The organism is Streptomyces sp. NPDC003011 (assembly GCF_053591515.1).
The window spans coordinates 51600-72004 of sequence record NZ_JBSFTY010000031.1 but is presented as its reverse complement, the minus strand read 5'-3'; the positions used below and the strand labels follow the sequence as shown (position 1 = coordinate 72004).

The window sequence follows — 20405 nt, the reverse complement described above, 5'->3', positions numbered from 1 at the left end:
GCAACCGGAATCTGAGCCAGTCCGAAACGGTGGACGATGGCTTGTCGCAGGCGCACCAAGTGAGCCACGATCCAGAACGAGCCGCGCTCCAGGCAGGTGACGCACCACCGAGGCCGGCGGATTCGACACGCAGCAACTGTTCAGAACCGCTGCCACTGCGATCGCCTGTCGCCGTGGTGCACGTGAAACGAGGGATCCGCTAGGCATCGCTAGCAGATCTCAAGGGGGATTGTCCGGTTATGTCTGCACTAAAGTCGCCATCCGCTCCACCGCGCCAGCGTCTCGGACTGCCCTTGCTCGTCCTGGCCACCGCACAGCTGGTCATCGCACTCGACTTCAACATCGTCTATGTCGCCCTCCCCACCATCGGCAGCGAGCTCGGCTTCTCCGGCCAGGATCTCCAATGGGTGGTCAGCGCCTACGTCGTGGCCACCGGGGGGTTGCTGCTGCTCGGGGGCCGGGCGACCGACCTGCTCGGAAGACGCCGGATCTTCGTCCTCGCCGCACTGCTGTACGCGGTCTCGTCACTGGTGGGCGGGCTGTCCGACTCCGCCGGCATTCTCGTCGCGGTACGCGCCGTCCAGGGCATCGGCGGGGCCCTGCTGTTTCCCGCCACCCTCTCCCTGATCAACACCCTCTACGACGAGGGCCCGAGCCGTAACCGGGCGCTGGCCGTGTGGGGAGCCGCCGGAGCGGGCGGGCTGTGCTTCGGCTCGCTGCTGGGCGGGGTACTCGTGGACGCCTTCGGCTGGCCGTCGGTGTTCATCGTCAACATCCCCCTGGCCGGCGGGATCGCGCTGGCCGGTGCGCTTCTCTTCCCCGCCGACGGACCACTGACCCGGCAACGGGATTTCGACTTCCTCGGGGCCCTGACCGCCACCTCGGGTATCACGCTGCTGGTCTTCGTCCTGGTGCATGCGCCCGAAGCCGGCTGGGGCAGCCGCAGCGTCCTGACATGCGCGGCCCTCTCCCTCGTCCTGCTGTCACTCTTCGCCTTCGTCGAGGCGCGTACCCGCGATCCCCTCACACCGACACGACTGTTCGCCCACCGCGGCCTGGTCGGCGCCATGGCCCTGACCGCGCTGTTCAGCGCCACGTTCAGCTCCGTCCCCTACTTCCTGACCCTGTACTTCCAGACGGTGCGCGGCTACAGCGCGCTGGGCACCGGACTCGCCTTCCTCGTCCCCGCCCTCGTCGTCGCTGCCGGAACCCACGCGGGCGAGAAGGCCGTGGCCGCCCTCGGGGTCCGCACCACCATGCTGGGCGGCATGGCCGTGGGAGCTGTCGGCGCGCTGCTCCTGGCCCTGAACCTCACCGACGACGGCTCCTACGTTCGCCTGCTGCCCGGCATCGTGCTGCTGAGCCTCGGCCAGGGCGCCACCTGGACCGGAATGTGGATCGCGGCGGCGACCGGTGTCGACCCCGGCGACCAGGGCATTGCCTCGGGTATGGCATCGACCACGCTCCAGGTGGGCGGCGCCGTGGGCCTGGCGGTCCTGGTCGCCGTCGCCCGCACCGGAGGCCACAACCTCTCCGGCGCCGCCCTGCTCGACGGGGTCCGTGACGCCATGTACGTCATCGCCGCAGGAATCTGTACCGGCGCCGTGGCCATCCTCGCGCTGCGCAAGGCCTCCCACCGATAGAGGCCGCCACGCCCCACCCGGCCGGCCCGGCTCCGCCCACCGGCAGCCTCCCCCTTCCTCCTGCCCCTGAGCCGCCGCATCCGCACCCGGACACGACCACGAGGAGACACCGCTGTGTCCAGCGCGCCCCTACACTCCCTCAGCCCCTATGACCCGCCGCCCTCCGCGCCGCACGACCGGTCTGCCGTCCTGTGCGGGCTGGCCGCCTGGGTTCCCCCGCGCGTCGTGACCAACGAGGAACTGTCCCGGCGGCTCGACACCAGCGACGACTGGATCCGGACCCGGACCGGTATCAGCCGACGGCACTTCGCCGAGCCCGGCCAGGCGACCTCCGACCTGGCGGTGGAGGCGGGCCGCCGGGCGCTGCGGTCCGCGGGTACGGAAGCCGTGGACGCGGTCATCGTCGCCACCACGACCCCGGACCGCTCCTGCCCGGCCACCGCCCCGGTCGTCGCCAGCAGGCTGGGCCTGTCCGGAGCGGCGGCGTTCGACGTCAGCGCCGTCTGCACCGGTTTCGTGTACGGACTGGCCTCGGCCGCCGGTCTGATCGCGGCCGGTGTGGCCGAACGGGTCCTGCTCATCGGCGCGGACACCTACTCCACGATCGTCGACCCGCAGGACCGGGCCAACGCGATCATCTTCGGGGACGGAGCCGGAGCGGTCGTCCTACGTGCCGGGAGCCCCGGCGAGCCCGGCGCCGTCGGCCACTTCGACCTCGGCAGTGACGGCGCCGAGGAGGAGCTGATCATGGTGGCGGCCGGCGGTTCCCGGCAGCGCTCGACGTCGGCCGAAGTGCACCCGCACGAACGCCACTTCTCCATGCGCGGGAAGGAGGTCTACCGGCACGCGGTCACACGGATGGCGGCCTCGGCGCGCGCCACCCTCACCCGGGCCGACTTCAAGGCCGAGGACATCGACCACTTCGTTCCCCACCAGGCGAATCTGCGCATCCTGCGTTCGGTGGCGGACGACATCGGCCTGCCCCCGGGCCGCTACGTGTCCAACGTCGAGTCGGTGGGCAACACCGGCGCCGCGTCCATCCCGCTCGCCCTGGCCGATGCGGCCTCACACCACACCATCCACCAGGGGGAGCGCGTCCTGCTCACCGCGTTCGGAGGCGGCCTCACGTGGGGTTCCTGCCTCCTGACCTGGCCCGACCTCCCGCAGGTCGACCATCCGTACGACAGACGAGGAGTAACCGCACCATGAGCACCACCTACGACCAACTGGTCGGCATCCTCACGAGATTGCACGATGCTCCGCCCGACCGGATCAGTCCGGATGTGACCTTCGCCGGGCTGGACGTCGACTCGCTGACCATGGTCGAGATCAGCATGCGCATCGAACGCGACCTCGGCGTCACCGTCGCGGACAACGAACTCCAGGAAGACCTCACCCTGGGCGCCACCGCCCGACTGATCGACTCGAAACTCGCCCAGTGACCGTCACCAACGGAAAGCGGAGAACCATGAAGATCACGGCACAGGCAGGCAAGGAAATCGGCGCCAGCGTCGAGGGGTTCGACTACGCCACCGCCACACCCACGGACATCGAAACGCTCAAGAAGACGGTCTACACGAAGAAGATCGCGGTCCTGAAGAACCAGGACCTGACGCCGCAGCAGTTCCTCGAACTCGGCAAGCTGCTCGGCCGTCCCGAGACGTACTACGAGCCCATGTACAAGCACCCCGAGGTGGAGGAGATATTCGTCTCCTCGAACGTCCCGAAGGACGGCAAGCAGATAGGCGTGCCGAAGACGGGGAAGTTCTGGCATGCCGACTACCAGTTCATGCCGGACCCGTTCGGCCTCACCCTCATCTACCCGCAGGTGATACCGGCGAAGAACCGGGGCACCTACTTCATCGACATGGGCAAGGCGTACGAGAATCTCCCCGAGGAGCTCAAGAAGGAACTCGCGGGAACCTACTGCCGGCACTCGGTGCGCAAGTACTTCAAGATCCGTCCGCATGACGTGTACCGGCCGATCTCCGAGATCATCGACGAAGTCGAGACGAAGACCCCGGCCGTCGTCAAGCCGACCGCCTTCACTCACCCCATGACCGGCGAGACGGTCCTCTACATCAGCGAGGGATTCACCGTCGGCATCGAGGACGAAGACGGCAAGCCGCTGGAGTCGGACCTGCTCCACCAGCTCTTCGAGGCCACCGGACAGCTCGACGAAACGTTCACGCACAGCAACATCCACCTGCAGAGCTTCGAGCAGGGCGACCTGCTGGTCTGGGACAACCGCAGCCTCATCCACCGGGCCCGGCACACCACCACGCCCGAGCCGACCGTCTCCTTCCGGCTGACCGTCCACGATGAGCGCAAGCTCTACGACGAGGCCGCCGCCGCATGAACGCGAAAGCAGCCGTACGACCGGACGCGCCGTCACAGGAATTCGAAAGCGACGACGAACTCCTGGTGCAGGTGCTGAGGCCGTACAAGGCGAACTGCAAGTACCTGAAATCCGCGTCCGTCAGCTTACAGACCGGCCGCGTCACAGCACAGTGCGAGTTCTCCATCCCGGAGTCCTGCTACATCGACGACACCGGGCATCTCAACGCGGTCGAGGTCAACATCAGCTACAACCAGATGATGTACTACGCCATCGCCAAGTCGGTAAAAGAGGGTCTGCTGGAAGACTTCAGGTCGTGGACCCTGGACGACTACTGGCAGCATCAGCTCCCGGACATCCTCATCGCCCGGTTCGGCGGTAATTTCCGGCGCCCCATCAACGCCCGATCCTTCTACGGAGAGATCGAATTCCTGTCGGTTGAACGGCGGTCCCCCGGCGGCGACAATCCGCTGATCATCGCCGACACCTCCTACCGGTACTGGGACAGCGCGGGCGGTCGGTGCGACGGCGAAGTGAAGCTCGCCATCGTGAACGCCCCGTAAGCAGCAACCGATCCCAAGGGCGCGCCGCCACCACATGGCGGCGCGCTTCCGGACGACCGAGAGCGGAGGGCCGCAGAAATGGCCGAACTGTCAGCGCCGCAGACGACCGGCAGCACACTGCACCACCCGGAACTCCAGACCCTTGTCGACACGGCACGCTTCCACGCCGAGCACCAACCGCAGGTCACCGCCGTCCTCTGCGAGGGACGCAGCCTCACCTACGAACAGCTGCACCGCGAGAGCAACCGTGTCGCCCACGCCATCCACGCCGCAGGTCTCGCTCCGGGCACCCGGGTCGCGTACCTGGGCAAGGAGTCCGAGCACTACTACGAGATCCTCTTCGGCTGCGCCAAGAGCGAGACCGTGCTCGTACCCATCAACTGGCGGCTGACCGCTCCCGAGGTCAGCCACATCCTCCAGGACTCCGGCAGCGAACTGCTCTTCCTGGAGGAGGACTTCGCGCCGATCCTGGACAAGCTGCCCACGACGCCCCCGAAGACGGTGGTCCGGCTCGGCGCCGCCGACGGCTTCTCTGCCTGGAAGGCGGCCCAGCCCGGCACCGACCTGGCACCCGCCGCCGGCCCCGGCACCCCGGTCGCCCAGCTCTACACCAGCGGCACCACCGGCCTGCCCAAGGGCGTCGTCCTGGCCCACCGCAGCTTCTTCGCCATCCGTGACGCCCTCGCGAGCGAAGGGCTGGACTGGATCGACTGGCGGACCGGCGACATCGCCCTGATCGGCATCCCCGGGTTCCACGTCGGCGGCCTGTGGTGGGCCACCCAGAACTTCAACGCCGGCGTCACCGTCGTGGCGATGCGCGCCTTCGCGGCCCGCGAGGCGATCGACCTCATCCGCGACCTGGGCGTCACCACCGCCTGCGTCGTCCCCGCGATGCTGCGCATGATGCTGGGCGAACCCGGGGCCGCACCGGGTGACTTCACGACGCTCCGCAAAATCGTGTACGGCGGGTCGCCGATCTCCGAAGCTCTGCTCGAAGAGAGTCTGGCCATGTTCGGAGCCGAGTTCGCTCAGATCTACGGGCTCACCGAGACCGGCAACACCGCCGTGTGCCTGCCCCCGGCCGACCACATCCCCGGTCACCCCCGGATGCAGGCCGCGGGCCGCCCGTATCCCGGCGTACGCAGCAAGGTGATCGACGGCGAGGGCCGCGAACTGCCGCCCGGCACGGTCGGCGAAGTCTGCCTGGCCACTCCGGCGCACATGGTCGAGTACTGGGGTCTGCCCGAGAAGACCGCCGAGACCCTGGTCGACGGGTGGATCCACACCGGGGACGCCGGATACGTGGACGAGGACGGCTACGTCTTCATCCGCGACCGCATCAAGGACGCGATCCTCGTCGCGGGCGAGAACGTGTACCCCGCCGAGATAGAGAACGCGCTGGAGCACCACCTCGGCGTGGCCGAGGCGGTGATCGTGGGGGCCCCCGACGCGCAGTGGGGCGAGACCGTGCACGCCTTCGTCGTGACGGCCCCCGGTGAACAGCCGACGCCCCGGGAACTGCACCGCTTCCTCATCGACCGGCTCGCCGGTTTCAAGCTGCCGGCCCGGTACGAGTTCATCGACCACGTACCGCGCAACCCGAGCGGGAAGATCCTCCGCCGGGAACTGCGCGACCGCTTCTGGAGCGACTCCGAACGCAAGGTCAACTGACCGGCACAGCTCCAACCCACCAGCTACCAAGAGAGAACGACATGCCTGAGCCCCTGACGCTGGCGGGCTTCCGTGCGGACCTGGCGGAGTTCCTGCATCAGCAACCCGATGAAGTCGACCTGGAAGAAAACCCCCTCTACGCGGGCCTGGACTCGCTGCGTATCACCACCCTGGCCGCGAAGTGGCGGGATGCCGGTGCGGAGGTGAGCTTCCTGGAGCTCGCCGAACGTACGTCGTTCGCCCAGTGGTGGCAGTTGCTGTCCGAACGTCAGGCGGGAGCAGCACATGCCGACGCCTGACGCGCACGGCGAGCGGCACCCGTTGCTGGCCGCTCAGGAGGGCATCTGGACCGGCCAGCAACTCGACCTGGACAGCCCCGCCTACAACACGGCCGAGTACGTGCAGATCCACGGGGCGGTGGAGCCCGCGGCCTTCGAGCAGGCGCTCCGCCACACGGTGGGCGAAGTGGAGGCCCTGAACGTCCGCTTCGTCGCCGACGACCAGGGACAGCCCTGGCAGCTGACCGTTCCCGGCATCGACTGGCGCCCGCACATCGACGACCTCACCACCGCTCCGGACCCGCACCAGGCCGCCCTCGACTGGATGGCCCGTGACATGGCCCGCCCGGTCGATCTCGGGCGTGGCCCGGTCTTCAGCCACGCCCTGCTGCGGACGGCGCCCGAGGAGTTCCTCTGGTACCACCGGGTGCACCACATCGCGCTCGACGGCTTCGGCTTCTCCCTGGTCGCGCATCGCGTGGCGCAGGTCTACACGGCCCTGGTGGAGGGCGCGCCCCTCGGCGACAGCGGCTTCGGCACCCTGGAGTCGGTGCGGCAGGAAGAGCGCGCGTACCGCGCGTCGAAACGCTTCGAAACGGATCGCGCGTACTGGACCCAGCGGTTCGCGGACCGGCCGGCGGTGGCCGCCCTCGCCGCAGGCCAGGCACTCCCGGCGCGGGCTTTCCTGCGCCGCGTCACCGACCTCGACCAGGCCGATGCGCAGGCGCTGCGCTCCGTCGCCCGCGAGCTCTCGGTGTCCTGGTCCGACGTCGTGCTGGCCGCGACCGCGGCGTACATCCAGCGGGCCACCGGAGCGCCCGAGATCGTCCTCAGCCTGCCCGCCATGGGCCGCCTCGGATCCGTTTCCCTGCGGGTGCCGAGCATGGTGCGCAACATCCTCCCGCTGCGCATCGCCGTCAACGAGCAGGACAGCCTCAGGGACCTGGCGGTGCGGGTGTCCGGCGAGCTGCGGGCCGGGCTCCCCCACCAGCGGTACCGCTACGAGCAGCTGCGGCGCGAACTGAAGCTGGTCGGCGGCAAGCGCCGGCTGTCCGGGCCCGGCGTCAACATCATGCCGTTCGAGTACGACCTGCGCTTCGCCGGGCACCGCAGCACCGTCCACAACGTGTCCGCGGGGCCCGTCGACGACCTGGCGGTCAACGTGTACGACCGCGCCGAGGGCTCGGGGCTGAGGATCGCCGTCGACGCCAACCCGGACCTCTACGACGAGGCGGAACTGACCGCACACCAGCAGGGGTTGCTGTCCCTGCTGCGCGAGACGGTCGCCGCACCGGCTCAGGCGATCGGCGGGCAGCGGCACGTCACCGTGCTCGACGGCGGACCGCTGCCCCGGCCGGCCCGGCCGGTACTGGCCCTGATCGCCGACCACGCCGCACGACGCGGCGGCGCCACCGCCGTCGAGCACGACGGACAGAGCATCACCTACGCGGAGCTGTTCGGCTCCGCACGACACCTCGCGAAGCGGCTCGCGGCCCGGAACGTCGGACCGGGCGCGCTCGTGGCCGTCGTCCTGCCACGCGGCATCGACGCCGTCACCGCGATCCTCGGCGTCCTGCTCTCCGGTGCCGCGTACTGCCCGCTCGACCCGGGCGCGCCGGCCTCCCGTACGGCGGCACTTGTGGAAGACGCGAAACCGGCCCTCGTCCTCACCACCAGCGCGTACGCCGCCCGGTTCGCGGACCGTGCCGCTCTGCTGCTCGACGCCTCGGACACCGATGCCCCGGCACCGGCTCCGGCCGCGGGCACTCCGGGCGATCCGGCGTACGTCATCTACACCTCGGGATCCACCGGCCGGCCCAAGGGCGTGGAGATCAGCCACGGCTCGCTGGCCACGTTCGTCGCCGGTGCGGCCCACCGCTACGGGCTGCGCCGCGAGGACCGCGTCCTGCAGTTCGCGCCCCTGCACTTCGACGCCAGCGTCGAGGAGATCTTCCTCACCCTGTGCACCGGTGCGACGCTCGTCGTACGCACCGACGACATGACCGAGTCGGTGCCCCGGCTCCTGCACGCGTGCGATCGGCTGCGGATCAGTGTGCTCGACCTTCCCACGGCCTACTGGCACGAACTGGCCTACGCCGTCTCGACCGGTGCCGCGGCCCTTCCCGCCGGGGTGCGCACGGTCATCATCGGGGGCGAGGCCGCCCTGCCCGAACGCGTCGACCGCTGGCGGCAGTCGGTCGGCTCCTCGGTGCGGCTGTTCAACACCTACGGCCCCACCGAGGCGACCGTGGTCGCGACGGTCGCGGCCCTGCACGACCCCGCCCTGTCCCCGGGAGACGTGCCGATCGGGGTTCCCCTGCCGGGCATGCGGGCAGCTGTCCTCGGCGGTGAGCTGTACCTCGTCGGCGACGCGCTGGCCCTCGGCTACCGGGGCGGCCGAGCGCTGGACGACGCCCGCTTCGCCCCCCTGCCCCAACTGCCCGGCAGCCCCCGCGGCTACCGCACCGGCGACCTCGTGCGGCTCGGCGACGACGGCCAACTGCGGTTCGCCGGGCGGGCCGACGGCGAGTTCAAGATCAGCGGGCACCGGGTGCAGCCGGCCGAGGTCGAGACCGCACTCCTCACGCACCCGGGCATCCGCGAGACCGCCGTGGTCGGGCAGGTGCTGCCGGACGGCACCCGGAGGCTGGCGGCGCACGTCGTCGCCGAAGACCCCGCGCCGACGGCGGCCCAGATCCGTGAGCACCTGCGCGCCGTGCTTCCGGCAGCCATGGTCCCGTCCGCCGTGGAGTTCACCGACCGGCTGCCCCGCACCGGCTCGGGAAAGATCGACCGGAACGCGCTCAGCACCCTCGTGGAGAGCCGCACCACCGCGACCGCGGCAGCCGGCAGTTCTCTGGAACAGGCCATCACGGGCATCTGGAAGCAGATCCTGGGCGCCGAGAACATCTCGCCCCACGACGACTTCTTCGACCTCGGAGCGCAGTCGCTCCAGGCCATCCAGGTCGCCAACCGGCTCGGCGTGGAGCTGGCACGGGAAGTCCGCGTCGCCTGGCTCTTCCAGCATCCGACGGCCGCCGAACTGGCGCACCACCTGGAGCAGCACCAGGAACACGCCCCGGACGCGCCGGCGACCGCTCCCGGCCTTCCGGAAACGATCCTCGCCGACGCCGTGCTCGACGAGGACATAGCACCCGGCGTCCCCGTCGGCGCACCGAGCGCGCCGCGCAGGATCCTGCTCACCGGTGCCACCGGATTCGTCGGCTCACACCTGCTGGCCGAACTCCTGTCCGCCACCGATGCCGAGATCATCTGCCTGGTCCGCGCGACAAGTCCGGCCGCGGCCTCCGACCGCGTCCGCCGGGCCCTGACCGACCAGCAGCTTCCGTTCCCCGCCGACCCGCAGCGCATCACCGCCCTGCCCGCCGACCTCGCCCGCCCCCGACTCGGGCTCGATGCGGACCAGTTCGCGGACCTGGCCGCAACCTGCGACGCGATCTTCCACAACGCCGCGACGGTGAGCATCATGCGTGACTACACCAGCCTGCGCGCCGCCAACACCGAGTCCACCCGCCAGCTGCTGCGCCTGGCGTCGGCCCGTTCGGTCCCGCTCCACCTCGTCTCGACCCTGTCCGTCGCCCCGCCCGGCAGCGACAGTGCCGAGGTGCCCGAGGCGTTCCTGCCACCGCACCCCGGGCTCGTCTACGGCTACCAGCAGTCCAAGTGGGCCTCCGAACGCCTGCTGGAGCAGGCCGCCGAGCGGGGGCTGCCGGTCACCCTGCACCGTCTGGGCCGGGTCGTCGGAGCACCGGACACCGGCTATGTGAACGAGCGGGATTTCCTGTGGAGCGTGCTCCAGTCGGGCATCCCCGCCGGCATCCTGCCCGATCTGTTCGAAGCGGAAGTCTGGACACCGGTGGACTACGTCGCCCGAGCCGTCGTACGGCTGTCCCTGACGGATCCGCGACCCGGCACGGTCTTCAACCACGCACCCGTACCCCAGATCCGGCTGGCCGACCTCTACGACTGGGTCCAGGATTACGGATACGCGGTGAAGCGGCTCCCCTTGGCACAGTGGCGTACGCAACTGCCCCGCTCCGCCGACGTGGCCGCGACGACCGGCGCGTTCTTCGACTCCTGGACCGACCACGGGGACTCCGAAAGCGGCGGCGCCGACCCCGACCTGGGGCTGGGCCGCGTCCGGGCCGACAACGTCCTGCGCGGTCTCGAAGGCAGCGGCATCTCCTGCCCGCAGGCCGACCGCGCCCTGGTGTTCCGCTACCTCGACCACTGTGTCAAGACCGGGACGCTGCCGGACCCGGCCGCAAGACAGGACTGACTCCCGGGAACCCGGGCGGGCTTCGCCGCGACTACTGAAGCGGAGTCCGCCCTACCCTTGAGGAGTCCGCATGCTGACGAAACGGCCCGCTGCCGTGGCCCTGGCCGGAGTTCTGTGTCTGGCCACCGCGGCCTGCGGAGCCTCGTCCTCCCCCACGGCACAGACCGCGGCGGAGGCGAACGCTCCCGGCTACCCGGTGAGCATCGAGAACTGCGGGCAGACCACCACGTACACCAAGGCGCCGAGCCGGGTGGTCGTCATGAACGGTGCCTCCGTCGCGGAGGTCTCCTCGCTGCTGGCCCTCGGTCTCGGCGACCGGATCGTCGCCAACGGGCAGTCGTACGGCATGTCCGAGGTCACCGGCCGCGCCAAGGCCATCAAGGCGCTGCCCACCGGGGACATCGAACTCAATGACGCCTACGACATCCCCCGCGAGGCGATGCTGGGCCTGAGCCCCGACCTCGTCCTGTCCACCACGTCCTACGGCTTCGACGCGAAGAACGGCTTCGCGACCCGCCAGGACCTCAAGGCGGTCAACGCCAACACCTACATCTCCCCCCAGGGCTGCGACCAGGACACCTCCCGCATGACCGTCGCCGACAGCTACAAGCTGCTGCGCGACCTGGGAAGGATCTTCCGCGTCAGCCACCGCGCCGAGAAACTCATCGCGGCCTCCCAGAAGAAGATCAACGACGTATCGGCCAAGGTCAGGGGCAAAAAGGCACCCAACGTCATGGTGGTGTTCTCCAACATGTCGATGGGCGCCAACGACTTCAGCTCCATCGCGGCCAACGGCGTCTGGAACGACATCCTCACCAAGGCCGGCGGCACCAACGCCTTCTCCTCCGCCTCCAGGACCTCCTTCGCCGACCTCAGCAAGGAGAAGGTCGCCGCCGAGCCGGTCGACGCCCTCGTGGTGATCAGCTACAACGACCCCGATCCCGCGGCGTACGCCCGCGAACTGCTCAAGGAGTTCCCCCAGTGGCCGGCCGCGAAGAACAAGCGTTACACCGTTCTGTCCGACTCGATCTACCTCGGCCCCAGCAACGACCTGGCGGTGGACAAGATCGCCCGGATGCTCCACCCCGACGCGTTCTGAAGCGTTCGAAGGGGCTCAACCCGGCGCTGGTGCTGGTGGCACTGCTGGTCGTGCTCGCCGTCGTCATGATGGTCGCGATCAGCATCGGCGCCGTCAACGTGCCGCTGGGCGATGTGTGGCGGATCGTGCTCCGTCATCTGGGGGGCGGCGGCGCGACGGGTGACCCGGCCCTGGACCAGATCGTCTGGAACTTCCGGGCCCCGCGTGTCGTCCTGGCCGCCCTGGTCGGCGCGGGCCTCGCGGTCTCCGGCGTGGTTCTGCAGGCAGTCGTCGCCAATCCGCTGGCGGATCCGTATGTACTGGGCGTCTCCTCCGGAGCCTCCCTCGGCGCCGTGCTCGTCATCACCCTCACCAGCGGCGCCCTCGGCGGACTCGGCGTGTCATCGGCGGCCTTCGTGGGTGCCGTCGGCGCGGTGGTCCTGGTCTTCCTCCTCGGACAGCGAGGAGGACGGCTCGCGCCCACCCGGCTGGTTCTCTCGGGCGTCGCCGTGGGGTACCTCTTTCTGGCCGCGACCAGCTATCTGCAACTGCGGGCCACCCCCACAGAGCTGCGCACCGTGATGTTCTGGATGCTGGGAAGCGTCGCCGGAGCCCAATGGGGACAGCTGCCCGTGGTCAGCACCGTCGTCCTCACCACCACGGTCGTTCTGGCTCTCTTCGGACGACGGCTGAACGCGCTGCTGGCCGGCGACGAGTCCGCCACCGCACTCGGTGTCGACGTGCACCGGCTGCGTGCTCTGCTGCTGGTGCTGGCCTCGCTGCTCACCGGCACGGTCATCGCCGTCGCCGGCGGGATCGGCTTCGTGGGCCTGATGATCCCCCACCTGGTGCGCCTCGTCACCGGCGCCGACCACCGCAGGCTGCTGCCCCAGTCCGCCCTGGTCGGCGCCATCTACCTGGTCGTCGTCGACCTGCTCTCACGCACGGTCAACCGCCCCAACGAGCTGCCCCTCGGCATCCTCACCGCCCTGTTCGGCGCGCCTTTCTTCCTCTGGCTGCTCCGCCGCAACAAGAGCCTGGACTCCGTATGAAACTCACCGTGGAACAGCTCCACATCACCCTCGACCGCCGGCCGATCCTGCGCGACGTGGCCCTGGAGGCCCAGCCGGGCGACATCGTCGGCCTCGTCGGCCCCAACGGCAGCGGCAAGTCCACCCTGCTGCGCACCATCTACCGCTCCCTGCGCCCGCAGCGAGGGGTGGTGCGCGTCGACGGCGACGACGTATGGGCCCTGTCACCCCGGAGCGCCGCCCGCCGTACCGCCGCCGTTCTCCAGGAGTCGGGCGCCGGCCCGACCGGGCTGTGCGTCACCGAGATCGTCGCCCTCGGCCGTACCCCGCACCACGGCCTTCTCGGCCGGGACGGCGCCGACGACCACGAAGCCGTCGAGGAAGCCCTCGACCAGTGCGGTGCCCGCCCCCTGGCCGACCGCGACTTCACCTCCCTGTCCGGCGGCGAACGCCAACGCGTGCTGCTCGCCCGCGCCCTCGCCCAGCGCCCCAGGCTCCTCGTCCTCGACGAGCTCACCAACCACCTCGACATCCGTGCCCGGTTCGAACTCCTCGAACTGATCCGCTCCACCGGCATCACCACCCTCGCCGTCCTGCACGACCTCGACCTGGCAGCCCGCCTGTGCGACCACCTCGTCGCGCTCCATCACGGCGAGGTGGTCGCGGCGGGTCCCGTGCTGGACGTCCTGACTCCCGGGCTGCTGCGCGACGTCTTCGGCGTGACCGCCACGGCCGACCGCCACCCCGATGGTGTCGTACGCGTCACCTACGGAGCCAAGCCCCTTGTCCTGGACCTGATGCCGCAGGGAGCGATCAGCTGACGGGCCGGTCGTACTGGATGGACTTGCGGACGTCGGCCGCCGCCTGCCGGCTGTCGAAACGCTCCACAAGGTGGAGGGCCATGTCGATCCCGGCGGACACGCCGGCGCTGGTGACGATGTCTCCGTCGTCGACATAGCGCTCATCCGCGCGTACGTCGACCGTGTCATCGATCTTCGCGAGCCTCTCGAGGTAGTTCCAGTGGGTCGTGGCGGGCCGCCCCTTCAGCAGCCCCGCTGCCGCCAGGACGAGAGATCCGGTGCACACGCTCGCCAACACGGTTCCCCGACGGTGCAGTTCCCGCAGCCGGTCCAGGTGTGCGCTGTCTTTCGTCAGGGGACGCGTCCCGTCACCGCCGGGATGCACCAGAAGGTCAAGAGCGGGAGCCGTGGCGAGGCTCTGGTCGGCGACCAGGCCGAGGCCCTTGGAGCAGCGCACCACCCCTTCCTCCCTGCCGACCGACAGCACCCGGACCGGAAACTCCGCCACGTGCGCGGCCCAGAACCCGAGGACCTCCCACGGTCCGACGACATCGAGCTCCTCGGCGTCCTCGAATACGTAGACGCCGATGGTCAGCGAAGGATTCATGCTGCCGGGCTCACCAACTCTCTGTGTGCGGAGGATCCGAGGGCACCGCGTCGCGCGGTGCCGTTCTGCCTGCGTGAGGCGACGGCTTCGCTCTCGGCAAGCGTAGGGAGCAGCCCCAGCCGGCTGCTCCAGCTCGCGGCGAGTTCACCCGTCCAGCGCGGCACGGCAGAACTCGCCAGGACGCCGTGGAGGGCTGGTGCCCGCACGTCCGATGGGCACCAGCCCCGTATCAAGCAGCCCAGGCGGCAGCGGTCGTACCCGAGCGCCGTCGTTCGGCCGACTCCGTCGCCCCGTCGTCCGGCCAGCGCTCTTCGGCTTCGGCGAGCAGGCTCATGAGGGTGGCGCGAGCCCGGGCGACACGGGATCGGACCGTCCCGACGGGGCAGTCGCTGATCTCGGCCGCCTCCGCGTACGGCAGGCCCAGCAACTGGGTGAGGGTGAATGCCTCGCGGCGTTCCTCGGGCAGGGCGGCCAGCAGGTCGAGGAGCGCGATGCCGTCGTCGAAGCCGGGCAGACCGTGCGGCTGAGCGCGCTCGACCGCAAGCCGCCAGTCCTCCATGTCGGACAGACGCGGCCGGGCAGCGGCGTACCGGAAGCTGTCGATCACGGCGCGACGCGCGATGGACAGCAGCCACGCACGGGCCGAGCAACGGCCCTCGAACCGGTGCAGGCTGCCCAGTGCCCGCAGGAACGTGTCCTGGGCCAGATCGTCGGCGGCCTGAGGGTCCGCGCTGAGGTGGGCGACGTAGCGCAGTACGTCACGGTGCAGGGCGCGGACGAAGTGGTCGACGGCGTCCGGGTCACCGCCACGGGCGGCGAGTGCCCAGGCGGTTATCGAGTCGTCGGCCGACGACGTCTTCTCACGCGAGGCGGGCAGGGAGAGAGTGGTCACCTGAGGTCCTTCTCGGGTCATCCGGATCCGGCACCCGCGCGTGGGCGGGACGGTCCGGCGAGTGGGGCAGACCGTACGAGGACGTACGGCTGAGGCCCGGGACGCGCGCTGGCGGTCCCGGGATACCGGCTGTCTTCAGACGACAGCGGGCCCCACGGGCGGCCCCCGCGAAGTGATGGCGTGGACAAGCAGGAATCGCCGCGGCGCCCAGTCCGAGCGGCGGCGCACGCGGATGCGCGGACGGTGCGGCGGCGTGGGCAGGGCGAGCAGCAGCCGAAGGGGTGCGGCCAGCCAACCGGCCAGGGTCCGCAGGATGCGGAAGGCCGCGCGTTCGCCGTGGGCCAGCCACAGGCCGCACAGCAGCGCGGCCAGGAGGTGGGCGGCAAGCATGCCGAACGACGACGTGCCGTCCATGTCGTGGCCCATGTGCGCCATCTGCCCCGCGTCCCTGTGCTCCGGGTGCGTGAAGCCTATGTGCACGGCGTCCATGTGGACCGCGTCCATATGCGCGGAGCCCATGTGCACGGAGCCCATGTCACGCGCCGTGGAATCCATGTCCATGGCACCCCTCGGCACGGGGGACGAGCCGGCGGTCGGCAGGGGTGCGGCCGACTGCGCGAACTCGAAGGCCAAGTGCAGCAGGGTCTGGGCGGCGACCACCACGGCCACGATCAGCGGCAGTCCGCGTTCCCGACCGGCCAGGCACCATCCGGTACCGCCGGTGACCACGGCTCCCGCGGCCATCGACCACCAGGGCACCGACGAGCCCGACATCGTCACGTGACCGAGGGCGGCGAGCACCACGCAGACGGCCGCGAACACCGCGGCCCGTACCGTGCGCATACCCCACCCAGCAGTCATGACGGCCCTCATCCTTGCATCCGGGGCTCGTGCGTCACCGGTGGGTACGGAAATCATTCATGTGCCCCGTCAATCACGGACCCGTGATCCAGAACACCAGGAAATGCGGGAACTCACTGCGGGCCCGGTCCGACTCTCTGTGAGAGAAGGTTCCTCGCCGGCCCTGCGGTCACAGCCGAACCCGCACACCAGCCGTACGCACGTCCTCGTCTGCCCTCCGGCTCGGCCCCGGCCCCGGCGCCGAGCCGGGCCCCGAGCACGGTGACTGCCGGCGCCGGTATGAGGGCACGCACATCCCGGTCCACCGAGCCGTCCGGGCGTTGCGCCCCCGCCCTGCCGGTTCGGGCTACGGACGGCCGAGCGCTCACAAGGAGCCCTCACCAGGGCGGACGACAACCGCCACGACCTTGATCGGCCCGCCGCGCTGGAAGTGCAGCGTGAACGGCACGAGATCGCCCGCGTGCCAGCCTGGCCGGGCCGGCACCGTCACGTCCAGGCTGTGCGGTGACATGGTCAGGCCGACGCGGGCGGGAACCGCGGCCGAGTCCACGGGCTCCCGGTAGGCCGCTCCGCCGCCGCTGGAGCGGTGACGCGAGAGCGCGATGGCGCCGTCCAGGGCGGACGAGGTGACGTCGACCAACCGGTCCTCCGCGCCTCCCGAGTTGGAGATCCGGAAGAACGCGGCTGTTTCCCGGACATTCCCGTAGGGAAGGAAGACCCGCCCCGAGGTGACCTCGATCCGTGCCGGACTTCCCGCGTTGCCGAAGCCCACCCAGGTGGTCAGCCCACCGAGGGCGACACCGCACACGGCGACGGGTGCGAGCGCGGCGAGCAGGCTGTCGGTGAGCCGGCGACGGGTCGGACGCCAGAGAGGTTCGGTCATCGTCCGTGACTCCAAGCGGGCGTAGGTGTACGGCTCCGGGTGGGCGCCGGCCGCCAGGCGCGCAGCCGGAGGCTGTTGCCGACCACCAGCAGCGAACTGAGCGACATCGCCGCCGCGGCCACCATCGGGTTGAGGAGGCCCACCATGGCGAGCGGCACGGTGACCACGTTGTAGCCGAACGCCCAGACGAGGTTGGCGCGGATCGTGCCCAGCGTGCGCCGGGCCAGGCGGACCGCGTCCGTCAGGGCCTCGATGTCGCCGCGCACCAGCGTCACGTCGGCGGCCCCGATGGCCACGTCCGTACCGCTGCCCATGGCGATGCCCAGGTCGGCGCCGGCCAGTGCGGCGGCGTCGTTCACGCCGTCGCCGACGACCGCGACCCGGTAGCCCCGCGCCCGCAGGTCGCGTACCAGGCGGGCCTTGTCCTCGGGACTGCACCGGGCGTGCACCTCGTCGATGCCCAGGGCTTCCGCGACAGCCCGCGCAGGTCCCTGCCGGTCGCCGGTGGCCAGCACCGGACGTACGCCCAGACGCCGCAGCCGTGCCACCGCTCGATAGCTGCCGGGCCGTACGACGTCACCGGTTTCGATCAGCGCCTCGGCCACGCCGTCCACCCGGACCAGGACAGCCGTGCGTGCGGCGGCTTCGGCGGCGCGCAGCGCGTCCGCCAGGACAGCGGGCAACTCTTCGTCCGGGGCGAGGACTTCGACCAGCCGGCCCTCGACCCGGCCGCGTACGCCCCGGCCCGGCAGAGCGCTGAACCGGCTGACTTCCGGCAGCCGTTGATCCCGTCGGGCCGAGGCGGCGACGGCCCGCCCGAGGGGATGTTCCGACCCCTGCTCGACCGCCCCGGCCAACCGCAGCACGGCCTCCTCGCCCAGCCCGTCCGGCACGGCGGTGATCCGGGCGACGCTCATGTGACCGGAGGTGAGGGTGCCGGTCTTGTCGAGGACCACGGCGTCCAGGTGCTGAAGCCCCTCCAGCGCCTGCGGCCCGGTGACCAGGACGCCGAGTTGGGCGCCGCGGCCGGTGGCGGCCATCAGCGCGGTCGGGGTCGCCAGCCCCAGCGCACACGGACAGGCCACGACCAGGACGGCCACGCATGCGGTGACCGCAGGCTGCGGGTCGGCCCCCGCCCCGAGCCAGAACCCGAGCGCGGTGACGGCCAGCGCCAGCACGACGGGGACGAAGACCCCGGCCACCGAGTCGGCCAGCCGCTGCGCCCGCGCCTTGCCCGCCTGTGCCTCGGTCACCAGCCGGGTGATCCGGGCGAGCTGGGTGCCGGCACCGACCGCGGTGGCCCGCACCAGCAGCAGCCCGCCTGCGTTGACGGCCCCACCGACCACGGGTGAGCCCGGACCGACCTCGGCCGGCTCGCTCTCACCGGTGACCAGGGAGAGGTCGACGGCGGAGCTGCCCTCGACCACCTCACCGTCGGTCGCGACCCGCTCGCCGGGCCGCACGACGAAGACCTGTCCGACGCCCAACTCCTCGATCGGAAGCATGCGTTCGCTGCCGCCGTCCCGTACCGCCACCTCCTTGGCGGCGAGTCGGGCCAGCGACCGCAGGGCCGCCCCGGTCCCGTGCCGGGCCCGCGCCTCCAGGAAGCGGCCCGGGAGCACGAACAGCGGTACGCCGACGGCCGCTTCGAGATAGATGTGCGCGACACCGTCCGACGCGGACGGCACGAAGCTGAACGGCATCCGCATGCCGGGATCGCCCGCGCCCCCGAGGAACAGCGCGTACGCCGACCAGGCGAAGGACGCCACCACGCCCAGCGACACCAGCGTGTCCATGGTCGCGGCCGAATGCCGCAGCCCCCGCACCGCCCGCACGTGGAAGGGCCAGGCACCCCACACGGCGACGGGCGCGGCCAGCACGAAGCACAGCCACTGCCAGTTGCGGAACTGCCACGCGGGCGCCATCGACAGCACCAGCACGGGAAGCGCGAGCAACGCGGTGATCAGCAGCCGATCGCGATCCTGCCTCGTCCCCTCGGGTTCCTCGTCCTCGGATCGCCGTTCCTTGGGCAGTTCGGGCAGGGCCGCCGTGTAACCGGCCTTCTCCACGGTCGCGACGAGCTTCCCGGGACTGACCGTCTCCGGGTGACTCACCCGGGCCCGGCCGGTGGCGAGGTTGACGGTCGCCGTGACCCCGTCCAGCTTGCCGAGCTTCTTCTCGACCCGGGTCACACAGGCGGCGCAGGTCATACCACCGACGGTCAGATCAGTCGTGACCAGCGTGGTGATCGGATCCGCTCCCATCAGCGGCCTCCGCCATGCGTCCCGCCCATGTCATCCATGTCCATGCCGCCTCCACCACCGCCGCTGCCGTCCCCGCTCGTTCCGGTGCCGTGCATACCGGGTGCGACGGGGCCTGCGGCGGTTCCAACGGCGTACGACACCGTGAAGATCAGGGCCAGCAGCAGGAGGAAGCCGCAGAGGGCGGGCGGGGGCGCCGCCTTGCGCAGCCTCACACCCACGCCGGAGAGGGAGGATTGCCGGGACTCGTCCATCAACCGTGTCTCCAGATCACGTCCTAGGGTGCCGGCCGGATCGAGCCGTACCCGTTTCAGGAGTCGGAGCCGGCTGGTTGCGAGTTCCGGAGCGCCACTGTGGCCCGCATCACACAAGCAGCAGGGCTACGGTCACTGCGGTCCGTCGGCGGGTTCCCACCGCCAGGGTTGCGGTCACTGCGGTCCGCCGGCAGGTCCCACCGGGAGGGCAAGCGGTGCGTGCGTCACTCCGGCCGCAGCCCCGGGAGCGGTCGCGCACGACGGCGTAGCCCGCCGCCGCCGGCCTCAGCACACCTGCCGGCAGGCCGGCGGTGCCGAGGCCGCGTGCCGTCGAGTCGCTTTCTCTACCGCAGGATTCAACGAACTACCGGCAGGAAGGCGTGGCCTCCAAAGGAGGACGCCCCGCCCGGCTCACCAGGTCTTGCCGGCCTGCTCCCGGATCGTGCGGTTGATCCGGTTGAAGAAGTTGGTCATCGCGATCTCCAGGGTGATCGCGCCCAGTTGCTCCTCGCTGAAGTGGTCGGCGGCGGCGTCCCAGATCTCGTCGGTCACGCCCGGTGCGCCGTCCTGGATCCGGGTGGCGGCCTCGGTCAGGGCGAGGGCCGCCCGCTCCTCATCGGTGTAGAAGGGCGTCTCGCGCCAGGCGACCACGTGGTGCAGCCGCTCGTCCGTCTCACCGGCCTTCTGCGCCGACTCGACCGTGGCGAAGACGCACGGGCTGCAGCCGTTGATCTGGCTGGCACGCAGATGGACCAGCGACAGCAGGTGCCTGTCCACGCCCCCGGCGTGAACAGCCTTGTAGAGGTGCTGGATTGCTGTGATCACGTCGGGATTGGCCGGGCTCTTCACACGTGCTTCCATCGGTCATGCTCCTTCATCGGTGGTTCATCGGTTACCTGCGCCCCTCCGGGCCCGTCATGACCCATGACGGAGCAGAGCCGAGGA

Annotated in this window: 18 protein-coding genes; 11 read left to right on the top strand and 7 right to left on the bottom strand. The window is 70.5% G+C overall.

Annotated elements, in window-relative coordinates; translation table 11 throughout:
• The first annotated feature begins 239 nt into the window (after positions 1-239).
• The 11 genes from ACWD0J_RS17795 (at position 240) to ACWD0J_RS17745 (ending at position 13723) form a co-directional block, all read left to right on the top strand.
• Positions 240-1643 (top strand): MFS transporter, encoded by a 1404-nt coding sequence (locus tag ACWD0J_RS17795; protein WP_451496740.1) that lies wholly within the window; start codon positions 240-242, stop codon positions 1641-1643.
• Between the two features lie 114 nt (positions 1644-1757).
• Positions 1758-2852 (top strand): beta-ketoacyl-ACP synthase III, encoded by a 1095-nt coding sequence (locus ACWD0J_RS17790; protein ID WP_451496739.1) that lies wholly within the window; start codon positions 1758-1760, stop codon positions 2850-2852.
• The gene (locus tag ACWD0J_RS17785; RefSeq protein WP_451496738.1) at positions 2849-3085 is read left to right on the top strand and encodes an acyl carrier protein; all 237 of its coding nucleotides are present in this window, start codon (positions 2849-2851) and stop codon (positions 3083-3085) included. The genes ACWD0J_RS17790 and ACWD0J_RS17785 overlap by 4 nt, the downstream gene beginning before the upstream one ends.
• A gap of 26 nt (positions 3086-3111) precedes the next feature.
• Positions 3112-4002, top strand: a complete 891-nt coding sequence (gene scoE / locus ACWD0J_RS17780) for a (3R)-3-[(carboxymethyl)amino]fatty acid oxygenase/decarboxylase (protein ID WP_451496737.1) — start codon at positions 3112-3114, stop codon at positions 4000-4002.
• Entirely contained in the window at positions 3999-4544 is a 546-nt protein-coding gene (gene scoD / locus ACWD0J_RS17775; protein ID WP_451496736.1) for a (2E)-enoyl-ACP glycyltransferase, read from the top strand. The genes scoE and scoD overlap by 4 nt, the downstream gene beginning before the upstream one ends.
• A gap of 78 nt (positions 4545-4622) precedes the next feature.
• The gene (locus tag ACWD0J_RS17770; protein ID WP_451496735.1) at positions 4623-6215 is read left to right on the top strand and encodes a fatty acid--CoA ligase; all 1593 of its coding nucleotides are present in this window, start codon (positions 4623-4625) and stop codon (positions 6213-6215) included.
• A gap of 41 nt (positions 6216-6256) precedes the next feature.
• Positions 6257-6514: a phosphopantetheine-binding protein gene (locus ACWD0J_RS17765; RefSeq protein WP_451496734.1), complete on the top strand. Its 258-nt coding sequence runs from the start codon at positions 6257-6259 to the stop codon at positions 6512-6514.
• The gene (locus tag ACWD0J_RS17760; RefSeq protein WP_451496733.1) at positions 6501-10793 is read left to right on the top strand and encodes an amino acid adenylation domain-containing protein; all 4293 of its coding nucleotides are present in this window, start codon (positions 6501-6503) and stop codon (positions 10791-10793) included. Before ACWD0J_RS17765 ends, ACWD0J_RS17760 begins: the two co-directional genes overlap by 14 nt.
• Positions 10794-10863: 70 nt before the next feature.
• A complete protein-coding gene (locus ACWD0J_RS17755; protein ID WP_451496732.1) occupies positions 10864-11892 on the top strand; it encodes an ABC transporter substrate-binding protein in 1029 nt (342 codons plus the stop codon).
• A 65-nt stretch (positions 11893-11957) separates the two neighbouring features.
• Positions 11958-12923 (top strand): FecCD family ABC transporter permease, encoded by a 966-nt coding sequence (locus ACWD0J_RS17750; RefSeq protein ID WP_451496757.1) that lies wholly within the window; start codon positions 11958-11960, stop codon positions 12921-12923.
• Positions 12920-13723, top strand: a complete 804-nt coding sequence (locus ACWD0J_RS17745; protein WP_451496731.1) for an ABC transporter ATP-binding protein — start codon at positions 12920-12922, stop codon at positions 13721-13723. The genes ACWD0J_RS17750 and ACWD0J_RS17745 overlap by 4 nt, the downstream gene beginning before the upstream one ends.
• Here the strand turns inward: ACWD0J_RS17745 and ACWD0J_RS17740 are convergent.
• The 7 genes from ACWD0J_RS17740 to ACWD0J_RS17710 all read right to left on the bottom strand — a co-directional run bounded on the left by ACWD0J_RS17740 (position 13716) and on the right by ACWD0J_RS17710 (position 20321).
• Positions 13716-14309, bottom strand: coding sequence for a DJ-1/PfpI family protein (locus ACWD0J_RS17740; protein ID WP_451496730.1), 594 nt, complete (start codon positions 14307-14309; stop codon positions 13716-13718). The genes ACWD0J_RS17745 and ACWD0J_RS17740 overlap by 8 nt on opposite strands.
• Positions 14310-14538: 229 nt before the next feature.
• The gene (locus ACWD0J_RS17735; protein WP_451496729.1) at positions 14539-15222 is read right to left on the bottom strand and encodes a sigma-70 family RNA polymerase sigma factor; all 684 of its coding nucleotides are present in this window, start codon (positions 15220-15222) and stop codon (positions 14539-14541) included.
• A gap of 114 nt (positions 15223-15336) precedes the next feature.
• A complete protein-coding gene (locus ACWD0J_RS17730) occupies positions 15337-16062 on the bottom strand; it encodes a hypothetical protein (RefSeq protein WP_451496728.1) in 726 nt (241 codons plus the stop codon).
• Between the two features lie 364 nt (positions 16063-16426).
• Entirely contained in the window at positions 16427-16945 is a 519-nt protein-coding gene (locus ACWD0J_RS17725) for a copper chaperone PCu(A)C (protein ID WP_451496727.1), read from the bottom strand.
• Entirely contained in the window at positions 16942-19209 is a 2268-nt protein-coding gene (locus tag ACWD0J_RS17720; RefSeq protein WP_451496726.1) for a heavy metal translocating P-type ATPase, read from the bottom strand. The genes ACWD0J_RS17725 and ACWD0J_RS17720 overlap by 4 nt, the downstream gene beginning before the upstream one ends.
• Entirely contained in the window at positions 19209-19460 is a 252-nt protein-coding gene (locus ACWD0J_RS17715) for a hypothetical protein (protein ID WP_451496725.1), read from the bottom strand. The genes ACWD0J_RS17720 and ACWD0J_RS17715 overlap by 1 nt, the downstream gene beginning before the upstream one ends.
• A gap of 411 nt (positions 19461-19871) precedes the next feature.
• Positions 19872-20321, bottom strand: coding sequence for a carboxymuconolactone decarboxylase family protein (locus tag ACWD0J_RS17710; protein WP_451496724.1), 450 nt, complete (start codon positions 20319-20321; stop codon positions 19872-19874).
• Positions 20322-20405: the final 84 nt, after the last annotated feature.